Genomic DNA, 21,076 nt, shown 5'->3' with positions numbered 1-21,076 from the left:
CACGACGCCCATGGCTTCCGGCTCGGGTCCGACGGGCCGCTATGACGAACGAGACCGTCGCTCAGTTCTCGTCGGGATCGTCGTCGAGGTAGCCCTCGGCGACCGCATGCTCGATGCTGTCGCTCAGTTTGGGGCAGGACCGGGTGCGCGCGGTGTCGCCGCCGGACTCGCGCACCTCGGTGAAGTGCGCGCAACGCTGCCAGGCCTCGGTATTCCATTGCACCGCAGTGTGTCCCGGCCCGAGCCTGCGCACCGTGACGCGGACGTGGCAGAAACGGCAGTCCACCGGCAACAGACCCGAGTTGAGATAGCGCTCGCGGTCAGCGCGGCTGGCTGCGGCCACGGCGGCCGCGCGCTGCGGATCGTTGGCGAAATCCCTTGACTTCGACCATGATCGGGACCCGCCGTTGCCGGCGGGCTTCTCCTCGTGGTCGTGATGATCGCCGTGCAGCTGCAACATCGACCGCGCGAGCCGATCGACGTCAGGTACCTCCGGCTGATCCTCGGGCATGATGCCTAGTGCTGCTCGGCCGGAACGTCCTCGGATTCCTTGGCCTTGAGGTTCTCGGAGACCTCGGAATTCCAGTACTCGTTGGCGCGGGTGGTGTCGACCTCGATCTCGAAGCGTTCCACCATTTCCGGCTCGATGTCGGCGACGTCGACATAGAACTGCTGATACCAGCGGCGTAGCTGGTAGACAGCGCCGTCCTCTTCGACCAGCAGCGGATTGTCGATGCGGGTCTTGTGCTTCCAGATCTCGACGTCCTGCAGAAAGCCCTTGCTGACGCCCTCGGTGAACACCTTCGACAGCTTGTCGGTCATCTTTTCGTCCATGCCCTTGGGCTTTTCGACGATGACACCCCACTGCAGCACGAACGAGTTCTGGGTCACCGGGTAGTGGCAGTTGATCAGGATCGACTCGGCCTTGTAACCGCCGTAGCTGTTGTGCAACCAGTTGATCATGAACGAGGGCCCGAAGTAGGACGCCTCGGAATCCAGGTGCGCCTCACCGTAAGACGTGCCGAGGTCGTTCACGTCGGGCCGGCCCACGTTGTGCAGGTACTGCGAGGCGATGTGTCCCTCGAAGACGTTCTTGAAGTACGTCGGCAACCCGAAATGGATGTAGAAGAAGTGCGCCATGTCGGTGACGTTGTCGATGATGTCGCGGCAGTTGGACCCCTCGATGAGGATGCTGTTCCACCGCCAATCGGTCCACTCGTCGCTGTGGGCCTCCGGGATCTCCGGGATCCGCACGGCGGGGTCCGGCGGATTGTTTTCGTGGTCGTGCCAGACGAACAGCAGGCCGCCGCGGACGTCGGTCGTCCACGACCGGGTGCGCGCCGTCTTGGGCGTGCGCTTGGCGTACGGCACCAGCTTGCAGCGGCCGTCGCCGCCCCAGCGCCAGTCGTGGAAGGGGCAGGCCACCTCGTCGCCCTTGATGGTGCCCTCCGACAGATCACCGCCCATGTGCCGGCAATAGCCGTCGAGGACCTTGATGTCCCCGTGGGAGTCGGCGAAGACCACCAGCTTGGTGCCGAAAGCCTCGATCGAATGCGGCTTACCGTCCTGGAAGTCCTTTGCGACGCCCAGGCAGTGCCAGCCGCGGGCGTACCTGGTCGGCAAGGCGCCGGGATCGATCTCCCGGATGCCGACCGCCTTGGTGTCGGTACTCACCTGTCCACCTCCAACTAATAGCCCTCTAACTAGAACACGTTACAGTTTTGCGGCGGGGGCGCGCAACGACGGCGAGCCTGGCTGGGACATATGCGTGTTGGGGTATACGTAGACGATGCCGCTGTTTGCATTCGAGGGCCGCGCACCACGGGTCGATCCCACCGCTTTCGTCGCCCCGACCGCCACTTTGATCGGTGACGTCGTCGTGGAGGCGGGGGCCTCGATCTGGTTCAACGCCGTGCTGCGCGGCGACTACGGGCCCATCGTGGTGCGGGAGGGCGCCAATGTGCAGGACGGGTCCGTGCTGCACGCGCCTCCCGGCATCCCGGTGGACATCGGTCCGGGCGCGACGGTCGCGCATCTGTGCGTCGTCCACGGGGCGCACGTGGGACCGGAGGCGTTGATCGCCAACCACGCCACCGTTTTGGACGGGGCGGTGATCGGGGCGCGCAGCCTGGTCGCCGCGCACTCGCTGGTCACCGCCGGCACCCAGATCCCGGCCGGGATGCTCGCGGTCGGCGCCCCGGCTCAAATCAAGGGCCCGGTGGCCGGAACCGGCGCCGAGATGTGGCTCAAGCTCAATCCGCAGGCCTACCGCGACCTCGCCCAGCGGCATCTGGCCGGGCTGGAGCCGATCTAGACCTTGCGGGTGTTGGCCGCCGCGCGGTCCATCTCCCAATACGCGCGCAGGGCCACCAGCTTGCCCTCGTCGTTGGCCTTGTAGGTGAACACGCCCTCGGCGGTCGTCTGGTATTCACCCGTCGTGATGAGGATGTGCCCGACGTTGGCTTCCTCGTTGCCGCACTGATAGGTATCGCGGAAAACGAACTCGATCTTGGTGGTCGGGGCGATCGCCTTGTCCCAGAAGGCCGAAATCGCGTCGCGGCCCCGATGCCCTTTGCCCTCGGGGTCGAACGCGGAGGGGCCGATCGGGTCCTCGACGATGGCGTCGTCGGCGAACACCGCCAGCCAGGCATCCTTGTCCCGGGCCGCCACCGCCTCGCGGGAGCGGCGGCCGGCCTCGTGCGCGGGATGCTCACTCATCGCGCGCTCACGCGTCGACTTTCTGGGGCGTCGGCTTGTCGGCGCCGACCACCCACATGGAGTAGTACTGCGAGCCGCCACCGTAGGCGTGTCCCAACGCCTTTCGCGCGTTGGGCACCTGGTGGTCGCCGCCCTTGCCCATGACCTGGATCGCCGCCTCGGCGAAGCGGATCAGGCCCGAGGCGCCGATCGGGTTCGACGACAGCACGCCGCCCGACGGGTTCACCGGTAGGCGGCCGCCGATCTTGGTCTCGCCCGCTTCGGTGAGCTTCCAGCCTTCGCCCTCGGGCGCAAACCCGAGGTTTTCCAACCACATCGGCTCGAACCAGGAGAACGGCACGTAGATCTCCGCGGCGTCGATCTCGTCGATGGGGCTCGTGATGCCGGCGGCCTTCCACAGCGCGGCGGCCGCGTCGCGGCCGGCCTGCGGGCTGACCTGGTCGCGCCCGGAGAACTGCAGCGGTTCGGTGCGCAGCGCCGTGGCGTGGATCCATGCCACCGGATTGCCCTGCGCCAGGCGGGCTTCGGCGGCCTCCTCGTTGCCGATCACGACCGCCGCCGCGCCGTCGGAGGACGGGCAGGTCTCGTCGTAGCGGATCGGGTCCCACAGCATCGGCGACGCCATCACCTTCTCCACGGTGATGTCGGGCTGGTGCAGGTGCGCCAGGGGGTTGCGGGCGCCGTTGAGCCGGTCCTTGACCGCGACGATGGCACCGATGTTGGTGGGCGCCCCGGAGCGACGGATGTACGAACGCACGTGCGGGGCGAAGTAGCCGCCCGCGCCGGCGCCCACCGGCTTGATGAAGGGAATCGGGATTGACAACGCCCACATGGCGTTTGACTCCGACTGCTTCTCCCACGCCATCGCCAGCACGCGCCGGTACTTGCCGGACTGCACCAGACTGGCGGCCACCACGCCGGTGGAGCCACCGACCGATCCCGCGGTGTGCACCCGGATCAGCGGCTTGCCCGTGGCGCCCATGGCGTCGGCCATGAACAGCTCGGGCATCATGACGCCCTCGAAGAAGTCCGGCGCCTTGCCGACCACGACGGCATCGATGTCGTCGAACGTGCAACCCGAGTCGGCCAGCGCCCGATCGATCGCCTCGCGCACCAGGCCGTTCATCGAAACGTCCTGGCGCTTGGCGACGTACTTCGTCTGTCCGGTACCCAGTACCGCAGCGATGTTTGGCCCTGCACCGGCCATTAGTTCTTCCCTTCCATGACCGCGACCAGGTTCTGTTGTAGCGCAGGCCCGCTGGTGGCGTGCGCGAGCACCCGCTCAGCCGAACCATTCCAGATGTGTTGTGCTGCAAAGCCGATGCGCTCGAGGCCGGCGACGAACATGGGATTGGCCGCCAGCGCGCCACCGGACGGATTGACCTTGGTCGGTCCCGGTATCCGGATGGCTTCCTCGATGATCAGGTGCTGGTGGGTGAAGGGCGCGCAGATCTCCGCCACGTCCAGGTTGTCGGTCCTGCCGCCGGTGGCCACGTGGGCCGCGGCCTTGGTCGACGGGGATTCGGTGAGGTCGCGCGCGCCCAGCGACGGGGTCTCGATGCGGTGCTCGATTCCCGTGATCCAGGCGGGGTTTTCGCGCAGTTCGCGTGCCCGGTCGCCGGCAGCGAGCACGATCGCCGCGGCGCCGTCGGTGATCGGCGCGATGTCGTGGCGCCGCAGCGGGTCGGCGAAAAACGGCCGTTCGAGCAGTTCGGCCACGCTGATCGACCCCTCGACCTTGTCCACCCGCCGCGCGTTCGCGAAGGAGTCGAAGGCCACGCGCGCCATCTGCTCCTCGGTCCACTTGCCGCTGTCGAGCCCGATGCGGGCCTGCAGCCCGGCCATCGAGATCGAATCGGGCCACAACGGCGCGACGGTGTAAGGGTCGGTCTGCCGCGACAGGATCTGGCGCAGGACCCCGGCCGAGGACTTGCCGAAGCCGTACACCAGCGCGGTGTCGACCTCACCGGTCAACAGCTTGATGTAGGCCTCGTAGAGGGCCCAGGCCGCGTCCATCTCGACGTGCGATTCGTTGATCGGCGGAACGGCGCCGATGGAGTCGATCGCCGAGATGAACGAAAAGGCCCGTCCGGCAAGGTAATCGGACGATCCGGAGCACCAGAAGCCGATGTCAGTCCGCTCGATGCCCAGCTCCTCGTAGAGCTGGGCGAAGCACGGTATCAACATCTCGACGCCGTTGGTGGTGCCGTCGGTGCGGCGGACGTGTGGTGCGTGGGCGAAGCCGACGACCGCAACGTTGCGAGCGCTCATAGGTAGGTAAGCCCTTTACAGGTGGTGCTTGTAGGTGTCGTAGTCGGCGTCGGGTTCCCCGGTCGGCCGGAAGTACTCGATGTTGTCGATGCCAAAACCCCACTCCTCGCGGGGTTTCCACACCGCTTCCACGCGCATGCCCATCCGTACCTCGTGCGCGTCGATGTCGGCGACGAGATGCAGGAACGGGATGTCGGCCCCATCGAGCAGCACATAGGCGGCCACGTAGGGCGGCTTGATGCGCTGGCCCTGGAACGGGATGTTGATGATCGCGAACGTCGTCACGGTGCCCTTGTCCGGCAGCTCGACGAAGTCGGTGGTCGGCTGGCCGGTCGCCGGGTCGGCGCCGTGGGGCGGGAAGTACACCTTGCCGTTCTCGCCCGTCTTCGCGCCCAGCAGCTTGCCCTGGGCGATGGCCCGCAGGTAGGCGCTCTCCTCGTGCGAGGCGCTGTGCTGGATGGTCAGCGAGACGGGCGTGACGATCATGGTCACGGGGTCCTTGTCGCCGTCCGACTGCTCCGCGACGGCTTCGGCTTCCTCCCCCAGCTCGAAATACGCGATGTCGGTGATGGCGCCCACCGGTTCGTCCACCCAGTGCACGTGCACGCGGGAGCCGGTTTTGATGGCCTTGGGCTCGCCCGCATCCACCGCATGGATCAGCGGGGTGTCGGCGCCGTCGAGCTTGATCAGCGCCCAGGCGAACGGCCGGTCGAGCGGCTGGCCCTCGATCGGTTCGGGCTGCCAGGTCCACGAGACGACGGTGCCGACACTGGATACCGGTACCATCTCGCCCAGCGGCTCGTAGGTGACCGGGTCATATTCCGGCGGCGGCACGTGCACCCGGCCATCCGACCCGCGCACCCCGAGGACGTGGCGGTCACGCAGTGCGGTGAAGAACTTGCTCAGCGTGGGGCCGACCGAACGGGTGTAGTCGAAGGCCAACGTCAGTGGCGCGGAGAGCGGTGGCTCAGGGTGATCCATCAGGGGCGGGCTACTCGAGCTGGCTGTCACGCCATCGAGTAGAACAGGTTCTAAGAACGGATTCAACATCGGGTCTGCGGAAGGGTGACGACGATGAAGCTGGGACTGCAGCTGGGATATTGGGGCGCGCAGCCGCCGCAGAACCACGGTGAGCTCGTCGCCGCGGCAGAGGAGGCCGGCTACGACGCCGTCTTCACCGCCGAGGCGTGGGGATCCGACGCCTACACGCCGCTGGCCTGGTTGGGTTCGTCGACGTCCCGGGTGCGGCTGGGCACCTCGGTGGTTCAGCTGTCCGCGCGGACCCCGACGGCCTGCGCGATGGCGGCTCTGACGCTGGACCACCTGTCCGGCGGCCGGCACGTGCTCGGCCTCGGCGTCTCGGGGCCGCAGGTGGTCGAGGGCTGGTATGGCCAGTCGTTCCCCAAGCCGCTGGCCCGCACCCGGGAATACATCGACATCGTCCGGCAGGTGTGGGCGCGGGAGGCGCCGGTGACCAGCGCCGGTCCGCACTACCCGCTGCCGCTGACGGGCGAGCGCGCAACGGGTCTGGGCAAGCCGCTCAAGCCGATCACCCATCCGCTGCGGGCCGACATCCCGATCATGCTGGGCGCCGAGGGGCCGAAGAACGTCGCGCTGGCCGCCGAGATCTGCGACGGCTGGCTGCCGATCTTCTACACGCCGCGCATGGCCGATACCTACAACGAGTGGCTGGACGAGGGGTTCGCCCGCCCGGGCGCGCGCCGCAGCCGCGAGGACTTCGAGATCTGCGCGACGGCCAACATCGTCATCACCGAGGACCGCAGCGCCGCGTTCGCGGCCATGAAGCCCTATATCGCGCTCTACATGGGCGGCATGGGCGCCGAGGACACCAACTTCCACGCCGACGTCTACCGCCGGATGGGTTACGCCGAGGTGGTCGACGACGTGACGAAGCTGTTCCGCAGCAACCAGAAGGACAAGGCCGCCGAGATCATCCCGGACGAGGTGATCGACGACGCCGCGATCGTCGGCGACATCGACTACGTGCGTAAGCAGATCAAGGCCTGGGAGGCCGCCGGCGTGACCATGATGGTGGTGTCCGGGCGCAGTACAGAGCAGGTCCGCGAGCTGGCGAGCCTGATCTGACCCGTGCCCACCACGGACTAGAACACGTTCTACTTTTCTTGCCAGCGGCTGAGAACGCGTTCTAGATTGTCCGGATGGCGCGCCCGACGACGATGCAGAGCGGAGGGGAGGAGCCGGGCGATCGACACCGGTCCGGCCGGTCAGCCGAGCGGGTGGGCGTCGCCGAATGTCATCTCGACGTGGCCGACGGATCCAGAGATCATCGCCCGCTTCGGCAGGCCCAGCGACGCCAGCTCCTTGGCGTAGGCGTGATCGCCCAGTCGCAGCGTCGCGCCGCCGAGCTGACCGCGCAGCCCGCGCACCCGCATCTCCCAGGGCACCTCCCGGGTTGTGCCGTCGGCGTAGGTGTAGGTCTTGAGGACCTGCGGACGCGAGGTGAACACCGATGGCACCGGCAATCCCCGGGCGAAGTCGATGCCCGCGATGTGCGCGCCGTCGGCGCTGACGTCGAATCCGAACCGGCCCTGCTCGCGAACGGTGAAGTCGGCCATGATCTTCGGGAAGCCCCAGATGGACCGTCCCGCCTCCAGGGTGAAGCTCTGGTCGACCGGCAGGTGGTGGATGAACGCGGCCGCGTCGCCCAGCGCCCGCCAGCCGCTTGCCGTCGAGCCGGGGGGATTGACCATCACGCAGGTGCCGAATTCGTGGTACTGCCCCAGGTCGCCGTCGATGTAGCGGGCCAGCATCAGGTTGACCACCGCCCGGCCCGGGCGGTGCTGGCAGACTTTCAGACCGCTGTAGTCGATAAGGCGTTGGGCCGCTTGCGCATCCACCGAAAACATCGCGGTGTGCACGTCCGCTTTACGTATCCGCACCGGCATGGTGAGGACTGTCCCCGCAACGATGTGTTGTGACTCAGCCATGCCGGTTACTGTAATCCGTTCGTCAACACTTGGAGGCTGTAGATGACTTCGACCATCCCGGAAGCAATCTCGAACATCGACCTGACCGACGGCAATTTCTACGCCGATCGTCACACCTCGCGTGAGGCCTATCGCTGGATGCGCGCCAACCAGCCGGTGTTTCGCGATCGCAACGGGCTGGCCGGCGCGACCACTTATCAGGCCATCCTCGACGCGGAACGCAATCCGGAGCTGTTCTCCAGCACCGGCGGCATCCGTCCCGACCAGCCCGGCATGCCCTACATGATCGACATGGACGATCCCGCACATCTGTTGCGGCGCAAGCTCGTCAACGCGGGCTTCACCCGCAAGCGGGTCAAGGAGAAGGAGCCGTCGATCGCGAAGCTGTGCGACACCCTCATCGATGCCGTGTGTGAGCGCGGCGAGTGTGACTTCGTCCGCGATATCGCCGCCCCGCTGCCGATGGCGGTGATCGGCGACATGCTGGGCGTGCTGCCCACCGAACGCAGCATGCTGTTGAAGTGGTCCGACGATCTGGTCTGCGGGCTGAGTTCGCACATCGACCCGACGTCGGAAACGGCCCAGGCGGTGATGGCCGCATTCGCGGCGTACACCGAATTCACCACGAGCATCATCACCAAGCGGCGCGCCGAACCCACCGACGACCTGTTCTCCATCCTGGTGAACGCCGAGGTGGAGGGGCAGCGGATGTCCGACGACGAGATCGTCATGGAGACACTGCTCATCCTCATCGGCGGCGACGAGACCACCAGGCACACGTTGAGCGGGGGGACCGAACAGCTGGTGCGCCACCGCGATCAGTGGGATGCCCTGGTGCGCGACCCCTCGTTGCTTCCGGGTGCGATCGAGGAGATGCTGCGCTGGACGTCGCCGGTCAAGAACATGTGCAGAACCCTGACCGCCGACACCGAATTCCACGGCACCTCGCTGCGCGAGGGCGAGAAGATCATGCTGCTGTTCGAGTCGGGCAACTTCGACGAGTCGGTGTTCGAGGATCCGGACAGCTTCGACATCCGGCGAAACCCGAACAGCCACATGGCTTTCGGCTTCGGAACGCATTTCTGCCTGGGCAACCAGCTGGCCCGCCTCGAGCTGTCGATGATGACCGAGCGGGTGCTCAAGCGACTGCCGGACCTCAGGCTGGCCGACGACGACTCGACCCTGCCGCTGCGACCGGCGAACTTCGTCAGTGGCCTGGAGGCCATGCCGGTGGTGTTCACGCCGAGCGCGCCGCTGCTGGGTTGATCGCGTTAGAGCCATCTTTCGCCGAGCGTGCACACATGGCGAGATTTCGTTTGATTTCCCGCCCTGAGATCACGTTCGGCGCGCCCACGCCGCTGCCACCCTGGCGATGACGCCGCCCGGCGTGTCTTCGATCGTGACGCGAACGACCGTCCAACCAATCTCCGCCAGGGTCTCCGCGCGTCGAATGTCCTTGTTGAATTGCCGCTGATCGGTGCGGTGATGGTCGCCTTCGTACTCGACGGCCAGTTTGATGTCCTGCCAACCCATATCGAGACAGGCGATCAGAGCGCCTTAGTCATAAACCGGTATTTGAGTCTGCGGCCGCGGGAAACCCGCGCGGATCAGCAGCAGCCGCAGCCATGTCTCGCGGGGAGATTCGGCGCCCTTGTCGACAAGCGGCAGCGCGACGCGCGCACGCGCGATGCCCCGTCGGCCTCGGTACCGCTCGCCGAGTGAGTCGACCTCGCTCACCTTGAGATCGGTTGCGCGCGCGAGCGCGTCGATGGCTGCGACCGCCCGATCGACGGGATATCGGCAGGCGAGGTCGAGAGCCGTCCGCGCGGGGGTCCACGTAGACGTCGGGGTGCAACGCGACGAACCGGCTCCGCAGCCGGTACCGGGTCAGGGTGCCGGCTGCGAGCGCCTCGCTGCCGATGAAGGGTTCGCGCACGCAAGCAGTGTGGCGTCAAGGACTGACAGCGACGCCGAGCGTGACGGCAGGGCGAAAAATCGGCCGAAAAGTCGCCGTGACGTCACGTTCGGCGGAGAGGGGACCTAGCGGTTTTGGAAGTTGGGCTTGCGCTTCTCGGCGAACGCCCGGGGGCCCTCCTTGGAGTCCTCGGACAGGAACACCGGTATCCCGTTTGCGGTATCGGGCTTGAAGGCCTCTTCCTCGTGCATCCCCTCGGTCTCGCGGATCGTCTTGAGGATCGCCTGGACGGCCAGCGGGCCGTTGTTCTCGATGACCTCGGCGATTTCGAGGGCCTTGGTCAGCGCCTGCCCGTCGGGAACGACGTGGCCGATCAGGCCCATGTCCTTGGCCTCGGCGGCGGTGATGTGCCGTCCGGTCAGCAGCAGGTCGCACGCCACGGTGTAGGGAATCTGGCGCACCAGTCGCACCGCGGACCCGCCCATCGGGTACAGGCTCCACTTGGCCTCGGAGATGCCGAATTTGGCGCTCTCGCCGGCCACCCGGATGTCGGTGCCCTGCAGGATCTCCGTACCCCCGGCGATGGCCGGGCCCTCGACGGCGGCGATCAGCGGCTTTTTGAGCCGCCGGCCCTTGAGGAGGGCGTCGATCCGCGACGGGTCGTAGCTGCCGTCCTTGAATGACTCACCCGGCGGCTTCTGGGTCGCGGCCTTGAGGTCCATGCCCGCGCAGAAGTAGCCACCGGCACCGGTCAGGATGCAGCATCGGATGTCGGGATCGTTGTCGACGCGGTCCCAGGCCTGGACCATGATTTCCATCATTTCCGTGCTCAGGGCGTTGCGGCGGTGCGGCCGGTTCATGGTCACGATGAGGGTGTGACCACGCTGTTCCACGAGCGCGTCAGGACCGGTTTCCTCGTTTGCTGGCGCCTCGGTCACGGTTACCGCCTTTCCCTCGACAATGGACACGAGCTTGCCTCGAAATGTAACACGTTCTAATTTGGTGGCCGTGGCCTTGAATATTGCCGATCTAGCAGAGCACGCCATCGACGCTGTGCCCGAGCGTGTCGCCCTGATCTGCGGCGACGAGAAGTTGACCTACGCCCAACTGGAGGAGAAGGCCAACCGCCTTGCTCACTATCTGCTCGAGCAGGGGGTGAAAAAGGACGACAAGGTGGGCCTCTACTGCCGAAACCGCATCGAGATCGTCATCGCGATGCTCGGCATCGTCAAGGCGGGTGCCATCCTGGTGAACGTCAACTACCGCTACGTCGAGGGCGAGCTGCGCTACCTGTTCGACAACTCCGACATGGTCGCGCTGGTCCACGAGCGCCAGTACTCCGACCGGGTGGCCAACGTGCTGCCCGAGACTCCCAACGTCAAGACGATCCTGGTCGTCGAGGACGGCAGCGACAACGACTACCAGCGCTACGGCGGCGTCGAGTTCTACTCCGCGATCGCCCAGAGCTCACCCGAGCGCGACTTCGGCCCGCGCAGCGCCGACGACATCTACCTGCTCTACACGGGCGGCACCACCGGATTCCCGAAGGGCGTGATGTGGCGCCACGAGGACATCTACCGCGTGCTGTTCGGCGGAACCGACTTCGCCACAGGCGAATTCGTCAAGGACGAGTACGACCTGGCCAAAGCCGCCGCGGCCAATCCGCCGATGGTCCGCCACCCGATTCCGCCGATGATCCACGGCGCCACCCAGTCGGCGACCTGGATGTCGATCTTCTCGGGTCAAACCACGGTGCTGGCACCGGAATTCAACGCCGACGAGGTCTGGCGCACGATTCACGAGCACAAGGTGAACCTGCTGTTCTTCACCGGCGACGCGATGGCGCGGCCGCTGCTGGACGCGCTGCTGGCGCACCAGGAGAAGGGTAACGAGTACGACCTGTCGTCCCTGTTTTTGCTCGCCTCCACCGCGGCGCTGTTCTCGCCGAGCATCAAGGAGAAGTTCCTCGAGCTGCTGCCCAACCGGGTCATCACCGACTCGATCGGATCGTCGGAAACCGGATTCGGCGGCACCAGCGTCGTCGCCAAGGACGCGCCGCACAGCGGCGGCCCGCGCGTGACGATCGACCACCGCACCGTCGTCCTCGACGAGGACGGCAACGAGGTCAAGCCCGGCTCCGGCGTGCGCGGCTTTATCGCGAAGAAGGGCAACATTCCCGTCGGCTACTACAAGGACGAGAAGAAGACCGCCGAGACGTTCAAGACCATCAACGGCGTGCGCTACGCCATTCCCGGCGACTACGCGACGGTCGAGGAGGACGGCACCGTCACGATGCTGGGCCGCGGCTCGGTGTCGATCAACAGCGGCGGCGAGAAGATCTACCCCGAGGAGGTCGAGGCCGCGCTCAAGGGGCACCCCGACGTCTTCGACGCCCTGGTGGTCGGTGTGCCCGACGCCCGCTACGGCCAGCACGTCGCGGCCGTCGTCCAGCCGCGGCCGGGAACGCGGCCCCCGCTGTCGGAGCTGGACGCCTTCGTGCGTTCCGAGATCGCGGGATACAAAGTGCCGCGCAGCCTGTGGCTGGTCGACGAGGTCAAGCGCTCGCCCGCCGGCAAGCCCGACTACCGCTGGGCCAAGGAGCAGACCGAGGCGCGCCCGGCCGACGACGTGCACGCCGCTCACGTAACTGCATGACGCGCTCCAAGCGCTAGGACCGCGCGAGGCGTGACCGACTTCGTCAAGCACAACCCGGACGCGCCCGCCCGGTTCTTCGCCGCGGAAGCCGCTGGCCTGCAATGGCTTTCCGGCGCCGACGGCGGCGTGCCCTGCGCGCAAGTCGTCTCCGTCACGATGACGAGCCTGACGCTGCGCCGCCTCGGCTCGGTGTACCCGACCCCCGAGGCGGCGCGTGAGTTCGGTGGCCGACTCGCCGCCACGCACGACGCCGGCGCCGCCGGCTTTGGCGCCGGCCCCGACGGGTGGGACGGGCCCGGCTTCTTCGGACCCCTGTCGCAGCCCCTGCCGATGTCGCTGCGACCGCACCGACGCTGGGGCGAGTTCTATGCGCAGGAGCGGCTGGCCCCGATGGCCGAACTCGCCGCCGCGCGGCTCGACTCGTCGACCCGCGAGGTCGTCGACGCCGTCGCGGCGCGTTGCCGTGCGGGTGATTTCGACGACGACGACCCGCCGGCCCGCCTGCACGGCGACCTGTGGAGCGGCAACGTGATGTGGACGCCCGCCGGGGTGGTGCTGATCGACCCGGCCGCGCACGGCGGTCACCGCGAGACCGACCTGGCGATGCTCGCGCTGTTCGGCTGCCCGCATCTCGACGCCGTCATCGACGGTTACCGGCGGGTGCGGCCGCTGCGACCCGGCTGGCGCGACCGTGTCGGGCTGCATCAGCTCTTCCCGCTGCTCGCCCATGTCGTGCTGTTCGGCGGCGGGTACGCGCGGCAGACCGACGCCGCCGCCCGCGCCGCGCTGGCCGCCTGAGCACCGCCCGCGGCGGCCGGGCTACTGTCGATCCCGATGACGATCGACGTCTGGATGCAACACCCGACGCAGCGGTTCCTGCGCAGCGACATGCTGGCGTCCCTGCGCCGCTGGACGGGCGGGTCGATCCCCGACACCGAGATCCCGATCGAGGTGACGCTGGCGTCGATGGATGCCGCCGGCGTGCAACTGGGCATACTCAGCGCCTGGCGCGGCCCGAACGGCCAAGACCTCGTCTCCAACGACGAGGTGGCGCAATGGATTGCCGCGCATCCGGACCGGTTCGCCGGGCTCGCCACCGTCGACCTCGACCGCCCGATGGAAGCGGTCCGGGAGTTGAGACGGCGCGTCGCAGAAGGATTCGTCGGCCTGCGGGTGGTGCCGTGGCTGTGGAACGCCCCGCCCACCGATCGCCGCTACTATCCGCTGTTCGCCCAGTGCGTCGAATCCGGCGTGCCGTTTTGCACCCAGGTCGGCCACACCGGCCCGCTGCGCCCCTCGGAGACCGGGCGCCCGATTCCCTACATCGACCAGGTCGCCCTCGACTTCCCGGAACTGGTGATCGTCTGCGGCCACGTCGGCTACCCGTGGACCGAGGAGATGGTCGCGGTGGCCCGCAAGCACGAAAACGTCTACATCGACACCTCGGCGTACACGATCGCGCGCCTGCCCGAAGAACTCATCATGTTCATGAAAACCCGTACCGGACAACGGAAGGTGTTGTTCGGCACCAATTACCCGATGATCGGCCACGAGCACGCGTTGGCGGGGCTGGACGACCTCGGGCTGTCCGACGAGGCCCGCCGAGACTTCTTGCGCGGCAATGCCGAACGACTGTTTCGACTGGAGGCAACCACGTGAATGGCGCCCAGGCCCTGATCAACACCCTGGTCGACGGCGGCGTCGACGTGTGTTTCGCCAACCCCGGCACGTCGGAGATGCACTTCGTCGCGGCCCTGGACAGTGTCCCGCGGATGCGCGGCGTGCTGGCCTTGTTCGAGGGGGTCGCCACCGGCGCGGCCGACGGTTATGCCCGCATCGCCGATCGGCCCGCGGCCGTGCTGCTGCACCTGGGCCCCGGATTGGGCAACGGCCTGGCCAATCTGCACAACGCGCGCCGCGCCCGGGTCCCGATGGTGGTGGTGGTCGGTGACCACGCCACCTATCACAAAAAGTACGACGCCCCACTGGAATCCGACATCGACGCCCTCGCCGGCACCGTCTCGGGTTGGGTGCGCCGAACGGGTGACGCCTCCCAGGTCTCGGCCGACGCCGTCGAGGGCATCGCGGCCAGCCGGTGGGGTTCACAGATCTCGACGCTGATCCTGCCCGCCGACGTGTCCTGGTCCGACGGCGCCCAGCTGTTCTCCAACCTGGACGCACAGCCGGCGGGCGCCGACCCGTTGCTGGCCCCGGAAGTGGCCGAGGTGCTCGGCTCCGGAGAACCGACGGTGATCATGGTCGGCGGCGACGCCACCCGCCACGCCGGCCTGGCCGCGGCCACCCGGATCGCCGCGGCCACCGGCGCGCGGGTGCTGTGCGAGACCTTCCCCACCCGGCTCGAGCGCGGCGCCGGGATCCCCGCCGTCGACCGGCTGGCGTACTTCGCCGAGGCCGCCACGGCCCAGCTGGACGGCGCCAAACATCTGGTGCTGGCCGGCGCCAAGTCGCCGGTGTCGTTCTTCGCCTACCCCGGCATGCCCAGCGACCTGGTGCCCGCCGGTTGCGAGGTGCACGTGCTCGCCGAACACAGCGGCGCGGCGGATGCGTTGACCGCCTTGGCGGATCAGGTGGCGCCGGGAACGGTGGCGCCGGTGGCGGCCGCGTCGCGTCCCACGCTGCCGACCGGCGCACTGACGTCCGCGTCGGCGGCCGACGTGATCGGGGCGCTGCTGCCGGAACGGGCGATCGTGGTCGACGAGTCGAACACCTCCGGCCTGCTGCTCGCCCAGGCCACCGCCGGGGCGCCGGCGCATGACTGGCTGACCCTGACCGGCGGGGCGATCGGCTACGGCATTCCCGCGGCGGTCGGTGCGGCGATCGCCGCCCCGGATCGCCCGGTGCTGTGCCTGGAATCCGACGGCTCCGCCATGTACACCATTGCGGGGTTGTGGACCCAGGCGCGGGAGAACCTCGACGTCACCACCGTGCTGTACAACAACAGGGCCTACGACATCCTGCGCATCGAGCTGCAACGGGTCGGCGCCGGCTCGGCGCCCGGGCCCGAAGCACTGTCCCTGCTCGACTTAGCCGATCCCACAATGGATTTCGTCAAGATCAGCGAGGGCATGGGGGTGCCGGCCCGGCGCGTCACCACCGCTGAGGAGTTCGCCGACGCGCTGCGCGCCGCGTTCGCAGAAGCCGGACCGCACCTGATCGACGCCGTGGTGCCGTCAATAACGGGCTAGGGTCGGCAGCCGGCTCAGCAACCAGTCCGTCATCGTATTGACCACGTCGACGCCGGTCTCGAACGCGCCGTCGTGCGCGTCCGCCGCCAGTGCCACACCCCACTGCCCGGACGGGGTGGGGACGATCCCGAATTGCCGGACCAGGTACTCGCCGTGCACTCCGGGCCCCCAACCCCCTTTCGCGGCAATCCCTTTGGCGGCCAGCCCCCATTGGTCACCGCTGCTGAGTCGTTGCATCAGGTCGATCACCTCGGCGGCGTCGGGGATGGTCGGCAGCTCCGCGGCGAACCGCGCCTGGCGCTGCAGGTTCCACTGGGTTTGGCCGAAAGCGGTGAAACCACGGCGAAGTCGGCGCGATTCGACCACCGTCGCGGTGTCACCGCCCTCGGCCACCACCGCCTGAACCTGCCGTGCCGCGTCGGCCGGCTCGCCCAACTGCGACCACAACTGCTCGGATGCGCGATTGTCGGATTCGGTGATTGCCTTCACGGCAAAATCGCGGGCGCCCAGCCAATCGTTGCGCAGCGCCGCCACCGCCAGGGGCACTTTGATCGTCGACCATGCCACACCCGACCACCAGCTCCCCAGCGAAAATGTCCGGTCCGGCCGGGCGATCGCGATGCCGACGTTCGCCGGCGCCGCGGCGGAAAGCTGTTCGAAGCTGGCTTCCAGCGCGAGCTCGAGAGGCCGAGCCGTCATGCGCCGGTTCCGCTATCGGCGCGAATGACCGCGGCGCCGGGACGGGGGACCGGCGCATCAACCATCGCGTCTCCTTGTCGTTGCGGCATGTTCAGCGCGGCGGTAGCGGCGCGCCCTCCTCCGGCGGGGGAGGAGCTTCCCACGGTTCGGGGTCCGGCGTCGGCGGTGACCACACCAGCGGCGGGGGTGGCGGTGGCAGGGGAGGCGGCGGGGGCGGGTCCGCCGCGGCGACACCGGCACCCAGCCCGAGCGCGGCCCCAGCCAGCGACCCGACCAGGAGCGAGCGGGCGATCATTTCGCGGATTTTCATCGAGCGCTGAGTTTACTGCCTGGACGCCCACATCCCGCGATAACGCCCGTCCCGGGGCCCTAGCGGTGGATCTTCCAGACCGGATCGCCGCAGTCGACGCCCTGAGCGGCCAGTTGCCGCTTGAGCACCTTGAAGGTCACCGTGCGCGGGAGTTCGGTGCTGACCCGTACGTATGACGGCCATTGCTTGGGTCCCAAGTCCGGTTGCTCGGCCAAGAAGGTGCGGAACTTCTCGTCGTCGAACTCGGTGCCCGGCGCCATCACCACCGCGGCCATGACTTGGTCGCCGACGATCGCGTCGGGCACCGGGTACACCGCGACCTCGGTCAGGTCGGGGTGGCGCAGCAACACCCGCTCGATCGGCGCGGCGCCGAGGTTTTCGCCGTCGACGCGCATCCAATCACCCAGCCGCCCAGCGAAATACGCATAACCGGCGTCGTCACGGTAGGCGAGATCGCCGCTGTGGTAGACCCCGCCGGCCATCCGCTCGGCCTCGGCGGCGGCGTCGTTGTAATAACCCTCGAAACGGCCCGGCCCGGCGACGTTCACCAGTTCGCCGACCACGCCCGGTGGGCATGACGCGCCGGTGTCGGGATCGACGATGTCGATGCCCGGCGGGAGGGGGCCCAATGAACCCGGCGGTGTGTCCGGCGTGCGCGCGATGGCCACGCCGCCCTCGGTGGAACCGAACCCGTCCTGCACGACACACCCGAATCGGCGGGCGAAGCGCTCGATGTCATCGGGCACGCCTTCGTTGCCGTACACCGCGCGCAGCGGGTTGTCCGCATCGTCGGGCCGCTCGGGCGTGGCCAGTACATACGACAACGGCTTGCCGACGTAGTTCGCGTACGTGGCGCCGTAGCGGCGGACGTCGACGATGAAGTTCGAGGCGGAGAACTTGCGCCGCAAGGCCATTGAGCCCGCACACGCCGCCGCCACCGCCCAGCCGACCAGCACCGCGTTGGAATGAAACAGCGGCATCGACACGTAGCAGACGTCGTCGGGGCCGAGGCCGAAGCGCTGCGACATCGTCACGCCCGCGATCGCGACCTTGCCGTGGCTGCACTTGACCGCCTTGGGCTCGCCGCTGGTACCCGACGTGAAGATCAACATGAACAGATCCGCCGGCGCGGCGTCCTGAAAAACGATCGGGGCGTCGCGGTGCGCGGCCAGTTCGTCGGCCCACGCGACGGAGTCGGCGTTCAGGTGCTCGATATCACCCAGCGTCTCAGACGATTTGGAGTCGGCGAGCACCAATTGGCAGTCGGCCCGGGCGATGTCGCGCTGCAGCGCCTCGCCGCGGCGCACCGGGTTGAGCCCGACCGGCACGATCCCCGACATTCCCGCCGCGACCAGCATCGCCGAGAAGAAGGGCGTGTTCTCCAGCAGCACTCCGACGTGGGGTGGCCGGGTGGGGTCGAGCCGCTTACGCAGCGCCGCGGCGATCGCGGCACCCTGCTGCAGGTGATCGCGCCAGCTGGTGAACGAGTCCTCGAAGTAGATACCCCGGTCGTCGATCTCGGTCAGCGGCGCCAGCAGCTTGGTGACCGTCAGGTCGTCGGTGAGCTCCATTTCGCCTAGGCGGGCGTCTCCGCCAGCTCGCGCCCGATGCGGCGCAGCTGCCCGGTGGCACCGCCCAGCGCGAACTCAATCTCCTTGGCGGCCAGGAAGTATCGGTGCGCGGGGTGATCGGTGTCGACGCCGACGCCGCCGTGCACGTGCACGATGGTGTGCGCCACCCGGTGACCGGCGTCGGCGGCCCAAAACGCCGCGCTGGCGACGTCGATCTCCGCCGGAATGTCCTCGGAGACTCGCCAGGCCGCCTGGGTGAGCGTCAGCCGCAACCCCTTGACGTCGATGTAGCCGTCGGCCAGCCGCTGCGAGACCGCCTGGAAGCTGCCGATCGGCCGGTCGAACTGCTCACGTTCGCGCGCGTATTCGGCGGTCATCTGCAGGCCACGCTCGAGCACCCCGAGCTGAAAAGCGCTGCGGCCCAACGTGCCCAGCGTGCCGAGCCAGGTCGCCACCTCGGCGCCGCCGACCCTGCGGCCGCCGTCCACCTCGGTGCCGTCCAGTGCGAGGTGCCCGACGCTGCCCAGGCCGGTGGTCTGCAGGGCCGTCACCGTGACGCCGGGATCGTCGGCGGCAACCAGGAAAACCGCCGTGCCGGCATCCGTTTCGGCGGGGACCAGGAACGCGTCGGCCACCGGGCCGAAACCGACCTGGGTGCGCGTGCCGGTCAGCCGGTAACCGGCGCCGGCGCTTAGCGCCTGCACCGGGCCCTCGCCCATCTCGCCGTCGAGCGCGATGCTCAGGGTCTTCTCGCCGTTGACCGCCGGCACGCCCCAGTTCTGCTGCAGCTCTTCGGAGCCGAACCGGGCCAGCGCCCCGGCGCCCAGCACCACCGACTCCAGGTAGGGCACCGCGGCCAGCTGATGGCCCAGCGCGACCAGGATCGCGATCTGCTCGAGCGCGCCGAAACCGTCGCCGCCCAGCGATGACGCCGACGCGCTGGACAGGATGCCGGCGTCGATCAGCTTTCGCCACAGGTCGCGATCGAACCGCTGATCGAGCCCGTCCAGCTCGCGCTGGTGTTCGGGGGTGCACACCGAGTCCACGATCGTGTCGACCAGGTTGCCGAGGTCGTTCGCCGCTTCGGTTGTCGTGAAATCCATGAACGTCCGTCCTTCTATTACGTAGCGGCTCAGCGGTTGCGGGGCAGACCGAGGGCGACCATGCCGATGATGTCGCGCTGAACTTCGTTGGTGCCGCCTCCGAAGGTCAGGATCAGGCAGGCCCGGTGCATCCGCTCGACCCGGCCCCGCAGCAACGAGCCCGGCGAATTCTGGCGCACCGTCGCCGCGGTACCCAGCACCTCCATCAGCAGCCGGTAGGCCTCGGTGGCCAGCTCGGTGCCGTAGACCTTGGCCGCCGACGCGTCGGCGGGTGACAGGTCCTCACTCGCGGCCGAGGCCAGCTCCCAGTTGATCAGCTTGAGGACCTCGGCCTTGGCGTGCACCCGGGCCAGGTTGAGCTGCACCCACTCCGAGTCGATGAGCCGGGCGCCCCCGTCGTCCTTGGTGTTCTGCGCCCATTCGCGAACCTCGCGCAGGGCCAGGAAGATCGGTTGCGGCGACACCAGGGCGACGCGCTCGTGGTTGAGCTGGTTGGTCACCAGCTTCCAGCCGCCGTTCTCCTCGCCGATCAGGTTGGTCACCGGGACGCGGACGTCGGAGTAATAGGTGGCGCTGGTGTCCACACCGGCCATCGTGTGCACCGGGGTCCAGGAGAAACCCTCCGCGGTGGTCGGCACGGTCAGCATCGAAATCCCGCGGTGCTTCTTGGCGTCGGGGTTGGTGCGCACCGCCAACCACACCCAGTCGGCGTAGGCGATCAGGCTGGTCCACATCTTCTGGCCGTTGATGACGTAGTCGTCGCCGTCGCGCACCGCGGTCGTGCGCAGGTTGGCGAGGTCGGTGCCGGCGCCGGGCTCGGAGTAGCCGATCGAGAAGTGCAGCTCGCCCGCGGCGATCTTGGGCAGGAAGAACTTCTTCTGTTCCTCGGTGCCGAACGCCATGATGGTCGGCGCGACGCTGTTGATCGTCAGGAACGGCACCGGCACGCCGGCGATGGCGGCCTCGTCGGTGAAGATCAGCGAGTCCATCGGCGAGCGGTCCTGGCCGCCGTACTCCTTGGGCCAGTTCAGGGTGAGCCACCCGTCTTTGCCCATCTGCGCGACGGTGTCGCGATACGCCGTGCCGGTACCGACCTCGCCGCCCCCCGAGGAGGTCAGCGCCTCGCGACGCTCCGGGGTCATCAGGTTGGTGAAGTACGACCGCAGCTCGCGACGCAGCTCTTCTTGCTCAGGGGTGTAACTGATGCGCATTTCAGCCGTCCTTCAAGTCAACGACGTTTCCGAATACAACCCGCGTCACAGGCTGCAGCTCGACCAACGGCTACCCATTCGTCTTCCCGGTTGTAACACGTTCTAGTCTGGGAATCCAGCGACCGTTTCCCCAGCGGTGTCGGGGTCTTATGGTGGACCTACATACTGATGAGGCGAGTCCTGCGGTGAAGGCCAGGTTCAAGGAGGGTGCTGTGCGGGTGATCGTGGACCGTGACCGGTGCGAAGGTAACGCAGTGTGCTTGGGAATTGCCCCCGATATCTTCGACCTCGACGACGAGGATTACGCCGTGGTGAAGCTCGACCCGATTCCCGCCGATCAGGAGCAGTTGGCCGAGCAGGCGATCGCCGAATGCCCGCGCGCCGCGCTGTCCCGCGGCGACTGATCCGAGCCTAGAGCGCGCAACCCGAAACTAGAGGTATTCATAAA

Annotated in this window: 21 protein-coding genes and 1 pseudogene; 8 read left to right on the top strand and 14 right to left on the bottom strand. The window is 67.9% G+C overall.

Annotated elements, in window-relative coordinates; all coding sequences use genetic code 11:
* Positions 1-61: 61 nt before the first annotated feature.
* The gene (locus tag QGN31_RS22720) at positions 62-511 is read right to left on the bottom strand and encodes a hypothetical protein (RefSeq protein ID WP_014941238.1); all 450 of its coding nucleotides are present in this window, start codon (positions 509-511) and stop codon (positions 62-64) included.
* Positions 512-516: 5 nt separating this feature from the next.
* Positions 517-1,674, bottom strand: coding sequence for a Rieske 2Fe-2S domain-containing protein (locus tag QGN31_RS22715; RefSeq protein ID WP_008263691.1), 1,158 nt, complete (start codon positions 1,672-1,674; stop codon positions 517-519).
* Between the two features lie 115 nt (positions 1,675-1,789).
* Between QGN31_RS22715 and QGN31_RS22710 the strand changes: the two genes are divergently transcribed.
* Positions 1,790-2,314, top strand: a complete 525-nt coding sequence (locus QGN31_RS22710) for a gamma carbonic anhydrase family protein (RefSeq protein WP_008263694.1) — start codon at positions 1,790-1,792, stop codon at positions 2,312-2,314.
* Here the strand turns inward: QGN31_RS22710 and QGN31_RS22705 are convergent.
* The 4 genes from QGN31_RS22705 to QGN31_RS22690 are packed head-to-tail and all read right to left on the bottom strand — an operon-like array spanning position 2,311 to position 6,000.
* A complete protein-coding gene (locus QGN31_RS22705; RefSeq protein ID WP_014379038.1) occupies positions 2,311-2,718 on the bottom strand; it encodes a nuclear transport factor 2 family protein in 408 nt (135 codons plus the stop codon). The genes QGN31_RS22710 and QGN31_RS22705 overlap by 4 nt on opposite strands.
* Positions 2,719-2,725: 7 nt before the next feature.
* Entirely contained in the window at positions 2,726-3,925 is a 1,200-nt protein-coding gene (locus QGN31_RS22700; RefSeq protein ID WP_008263698.1) for a thiolase domain-containing protein, read from the bottom strand.
* Complete coding sequence (locus tag QGN31_RS22695) at positions 3,925-4,989, bottom strand: thiolase domain-containing protein (RefSeq protein WP_008263700.1); 1,065 nt, start codon at positions 4,987-4,989, stop codon at positions 3,925-3,927. Before QGN31_RS22695 ends, QGN31_RS22700 begins: the two co-directional genes overlap by 1 nt.
* A gap of 15 nt (positions 4,990-5,004) precedes the next feature.
* Positions 5,005-6,000 carry a Zn-ribbon domain-containing OB-fold protein gene (locus tag QGN31_RS22690; RefSeq protein ID WP_008263702.1) on the bottom strand — a complete coding sequence of 332 codons (996 nt, stop codon included), beginning with the start codon at positions 5,998-6,000 and terminating at the stop codon, positions 5,005-5,007.
* A 63-nt stretch (positions 6,001-6,063) separates the two neighbouring features.
* Here QGN31_RS22690 and QGN31_RS22685 point away from each other — a divergent pair, with 63 nt between their 5' ends.
* Positions 6,064-7,095 (top strand): LLM class F420-dependent oxidoreductase, encoded by a 1,032-nt coding sequence (locus QGN31_RS22685; protein ID WP_008263710.1) that lies wholly within the window; start codon positions 6,064-6,066, stop codon positions 7,093-7,095.
* 140 nt (positions 7,096-7,235) lie between these two features.
* Here the strand turns inward: QGN31_RS22685 and QGN31_RS22680 are convergent, their stop codons facing one another.
* Positions 7,236-7,958: an acetoacetate decarboxylase family protein gene (locus QGN31_RS22680; RefSeq protein WP_008263712.1), complete on the bottom strand. Its 723-nt coding sequence runs from the start codon at positions 7,956-7,958 to the stop codon at positions 7,236-7,238.
* Positions 7,959-8,000: 42 nt separating this feature from the next.
* On the opposite strand from QGN31_RS22680, the gene QGN31_RS22675 reads away from it, so the two are divergent.
* Complete coding sequence (locus QGN31_RS22675; RefSeq protein WP_008263713.1) at positions 8,001-9,224, top strand: cytochrome P450; 1,224 nt, start codon at positions 8,001-8,003, stop codon at positions 9,222-9,224.
* Positions 9,225-9,293: 69 nt separating this feature from the next.
* On the opposite strand, the pseudogene QGN31_RS22670 reads toward QGN31_RS22675, so the two are convergent.
* Together QGN31_RS22670 and QGN31_RS22665 are read right to left on the bottom strand one after the other, a co-directional pair.
* Positions 9,294-9,894 (bottom strand): annotated as a pseudogene (locus tag QGN31_RS22670) (DUF559 domain-containing protein).
* A 104-nt stretch (positions 9,895-9,998) separates the two neighbouring features.
* Complete coding sequence (locus QGN31_RS22665; protein WP_230493367.1) at positions 9,999-10,733, bottom strand: crotonase/enoyl-CoA hydratase family protein; 735 nt, start codon at positions 10,731-10,733, stop codon at positions 9,999-10,001.
* Positions 10,734-10,875: 142 nt separating this feature from the next.
* Between QGN31_RS22665 and QGN31_RS22660 the strand changes: the two genes are divergently transcribed.
* From QGN31_RS22660 to QGN31_RS22645, 4 genes are read left to right on the top strand one after another with little or no spacing between them, the layout of a single operon-like run.
* Positions 10,876-12,528 (top strand): acyl-CoA synthetase, encoded by a 1,653-nt coding sequence (locus QGN31_RS22660; RefSeq protein WP_008263720.1) that lies wholly within the window; start codon positions 10,876-10,878, stop codon positions 12,526-12,528.
* A 30-nt stretch (positions 12,529-12,558) separates the two neighbouring features.
* The gene (locus QGN31_RS22655; protein ID WP_008263722.1) at positions 12,559-13,326 is read left to right on the top strand and encodes a fructosamine kinase family protein; all 768 of its coding nucleotides are present in this window, start codon (positions 12,559-12,561) and stop codon (positions 13,324-13,326) included.
* Between the two features lie 36 nt (positions 13,327-13,362).
* Positions 13,363-14,187 carry an amidohydrolase family protein gene (locus QGN31_RS22650; RefSeq protein ID WP_008263723.1) on the top strand — a complete coding sequence of 275 codons (825 nt, stop codon included), beginning with the start codon at positions 13,363-13,365 and terminating at the stop codon, positions 14,185-14,187.
* Entirely contained in the window at positions 14,184-15,734 is a 1,551-nt protein-coding gene (locus QGN31_RS22645) for an acetolactate synthase large subunit (protein WP_008263726.1), read from the top strand. Before QGN31_RS22650 ends, QGN31_RS22645 begins: the two co-directional genes overlap by 4 nt.
* Here QGN31_RS22645 and QGN31_RS22640 read toward each other — a convergent pair.
* The 5 genes from QGN31_RS22640 to QGN31_RS22620 all read right to left on the bottom strand — a co-directional run bounded on the left by QGN31_RS22640 (position 15,720) and on the right by QGN31_RS22620 (position 20,628).
* Positions 15,720-16,433, bottom strand: a complete 714-nt coding sequence (locus QGN31_RS22640; RefSeq protein WP_008263728.1) for a hypothetical protein — start codon at positions 16,431-16,433, stop codon at positions 15,720-15,722. The two genes, QGN31_RS22645 and QGN31_RS22640, sit on opposite strands and share 15 nt — an antisense overlap.
* Positions 16,434-16,524: 91 nt before the next feature.
* The gene (locus QGN31_RS22635) at positions 16,525-16,743 is read right to left on the bottom strand and encodes a hypothetical protein (protein WP_008263729.1); all 219 of its coding nucleotides are present in this window, start codon (positions 16,741-16,743) and stop codon (positions 16,525-16,527) included.
* 59 nt (positions 16,744-16,802) lie between these two features.
* Positions 16,803-18,314 (bottom strand): long-chain-fatty-acid--CoA ligase FadD17, encoded by a 1,512-nt coding sequence (gene fadD17 / locus QGN31_RS22630; protein WP_014383775.1) that lies wholly within the window; start codon positions 18,312-18,314, stop codon positions 16,803-16,805.
* A gap of 5 nt (positions 18,315-18,319) precedes the next feature.
* A complete protein-coding gene (locus tag QGN31_RS22625) occupies positions 18,320-19,417 on the bottom strand; it encodes an acyl-CoA dehydrogenase family protein (RefSeq protein WP_008263732.1) in 1,098 nt (365 codons plus the stop codon).
* A 29-nt stretch (positions 19,418-19,446) separates the two neighbouring features.
* On the bottom strand, positions 19,447-20,628 hold the full coding sequence (locus QGN31_RS22620) for an acyl-CoA dehydrogenase (RefSeq protein WP_008263734.1): 1,182 nt from the start codon (positions 20,626-20,628) through the stop codon (positions 19,447-19,449).
* 212 nt (positions 20,629-20,840) lie between these two features.
* On the opposite strand from QGN31_RS22620, the gene QGN31_RS22615 reads away from it, so the two are divergent.
* Positions 20,841-21,032, top strand: a complete 192-nt coding sequence (locus QGN31_RS22615) for a ferredoxin (RefSeq protein WP_003877155.1) — start codon at positions 20,841-20,843, stop codon at positions 21,030-21,032.
* Positions 21,033-21,076 lie beyond the last annotated feature (44 nt).

This window comes from Mycobacterium sp. 2-64, from assembly GCF_035918375.1.
GTDB lineage: Bacteria > Actinomycetota > Actinomycetes > Mycobacteriales > Mycobacteriaceae > Mycobacterium > Mycobacterium intracellulare.
The sequence above is the reverse complement of the archived record's forward strand: the minus strand, read 5'-3'. Positions and strand labels throughout refer to the sequence as shown.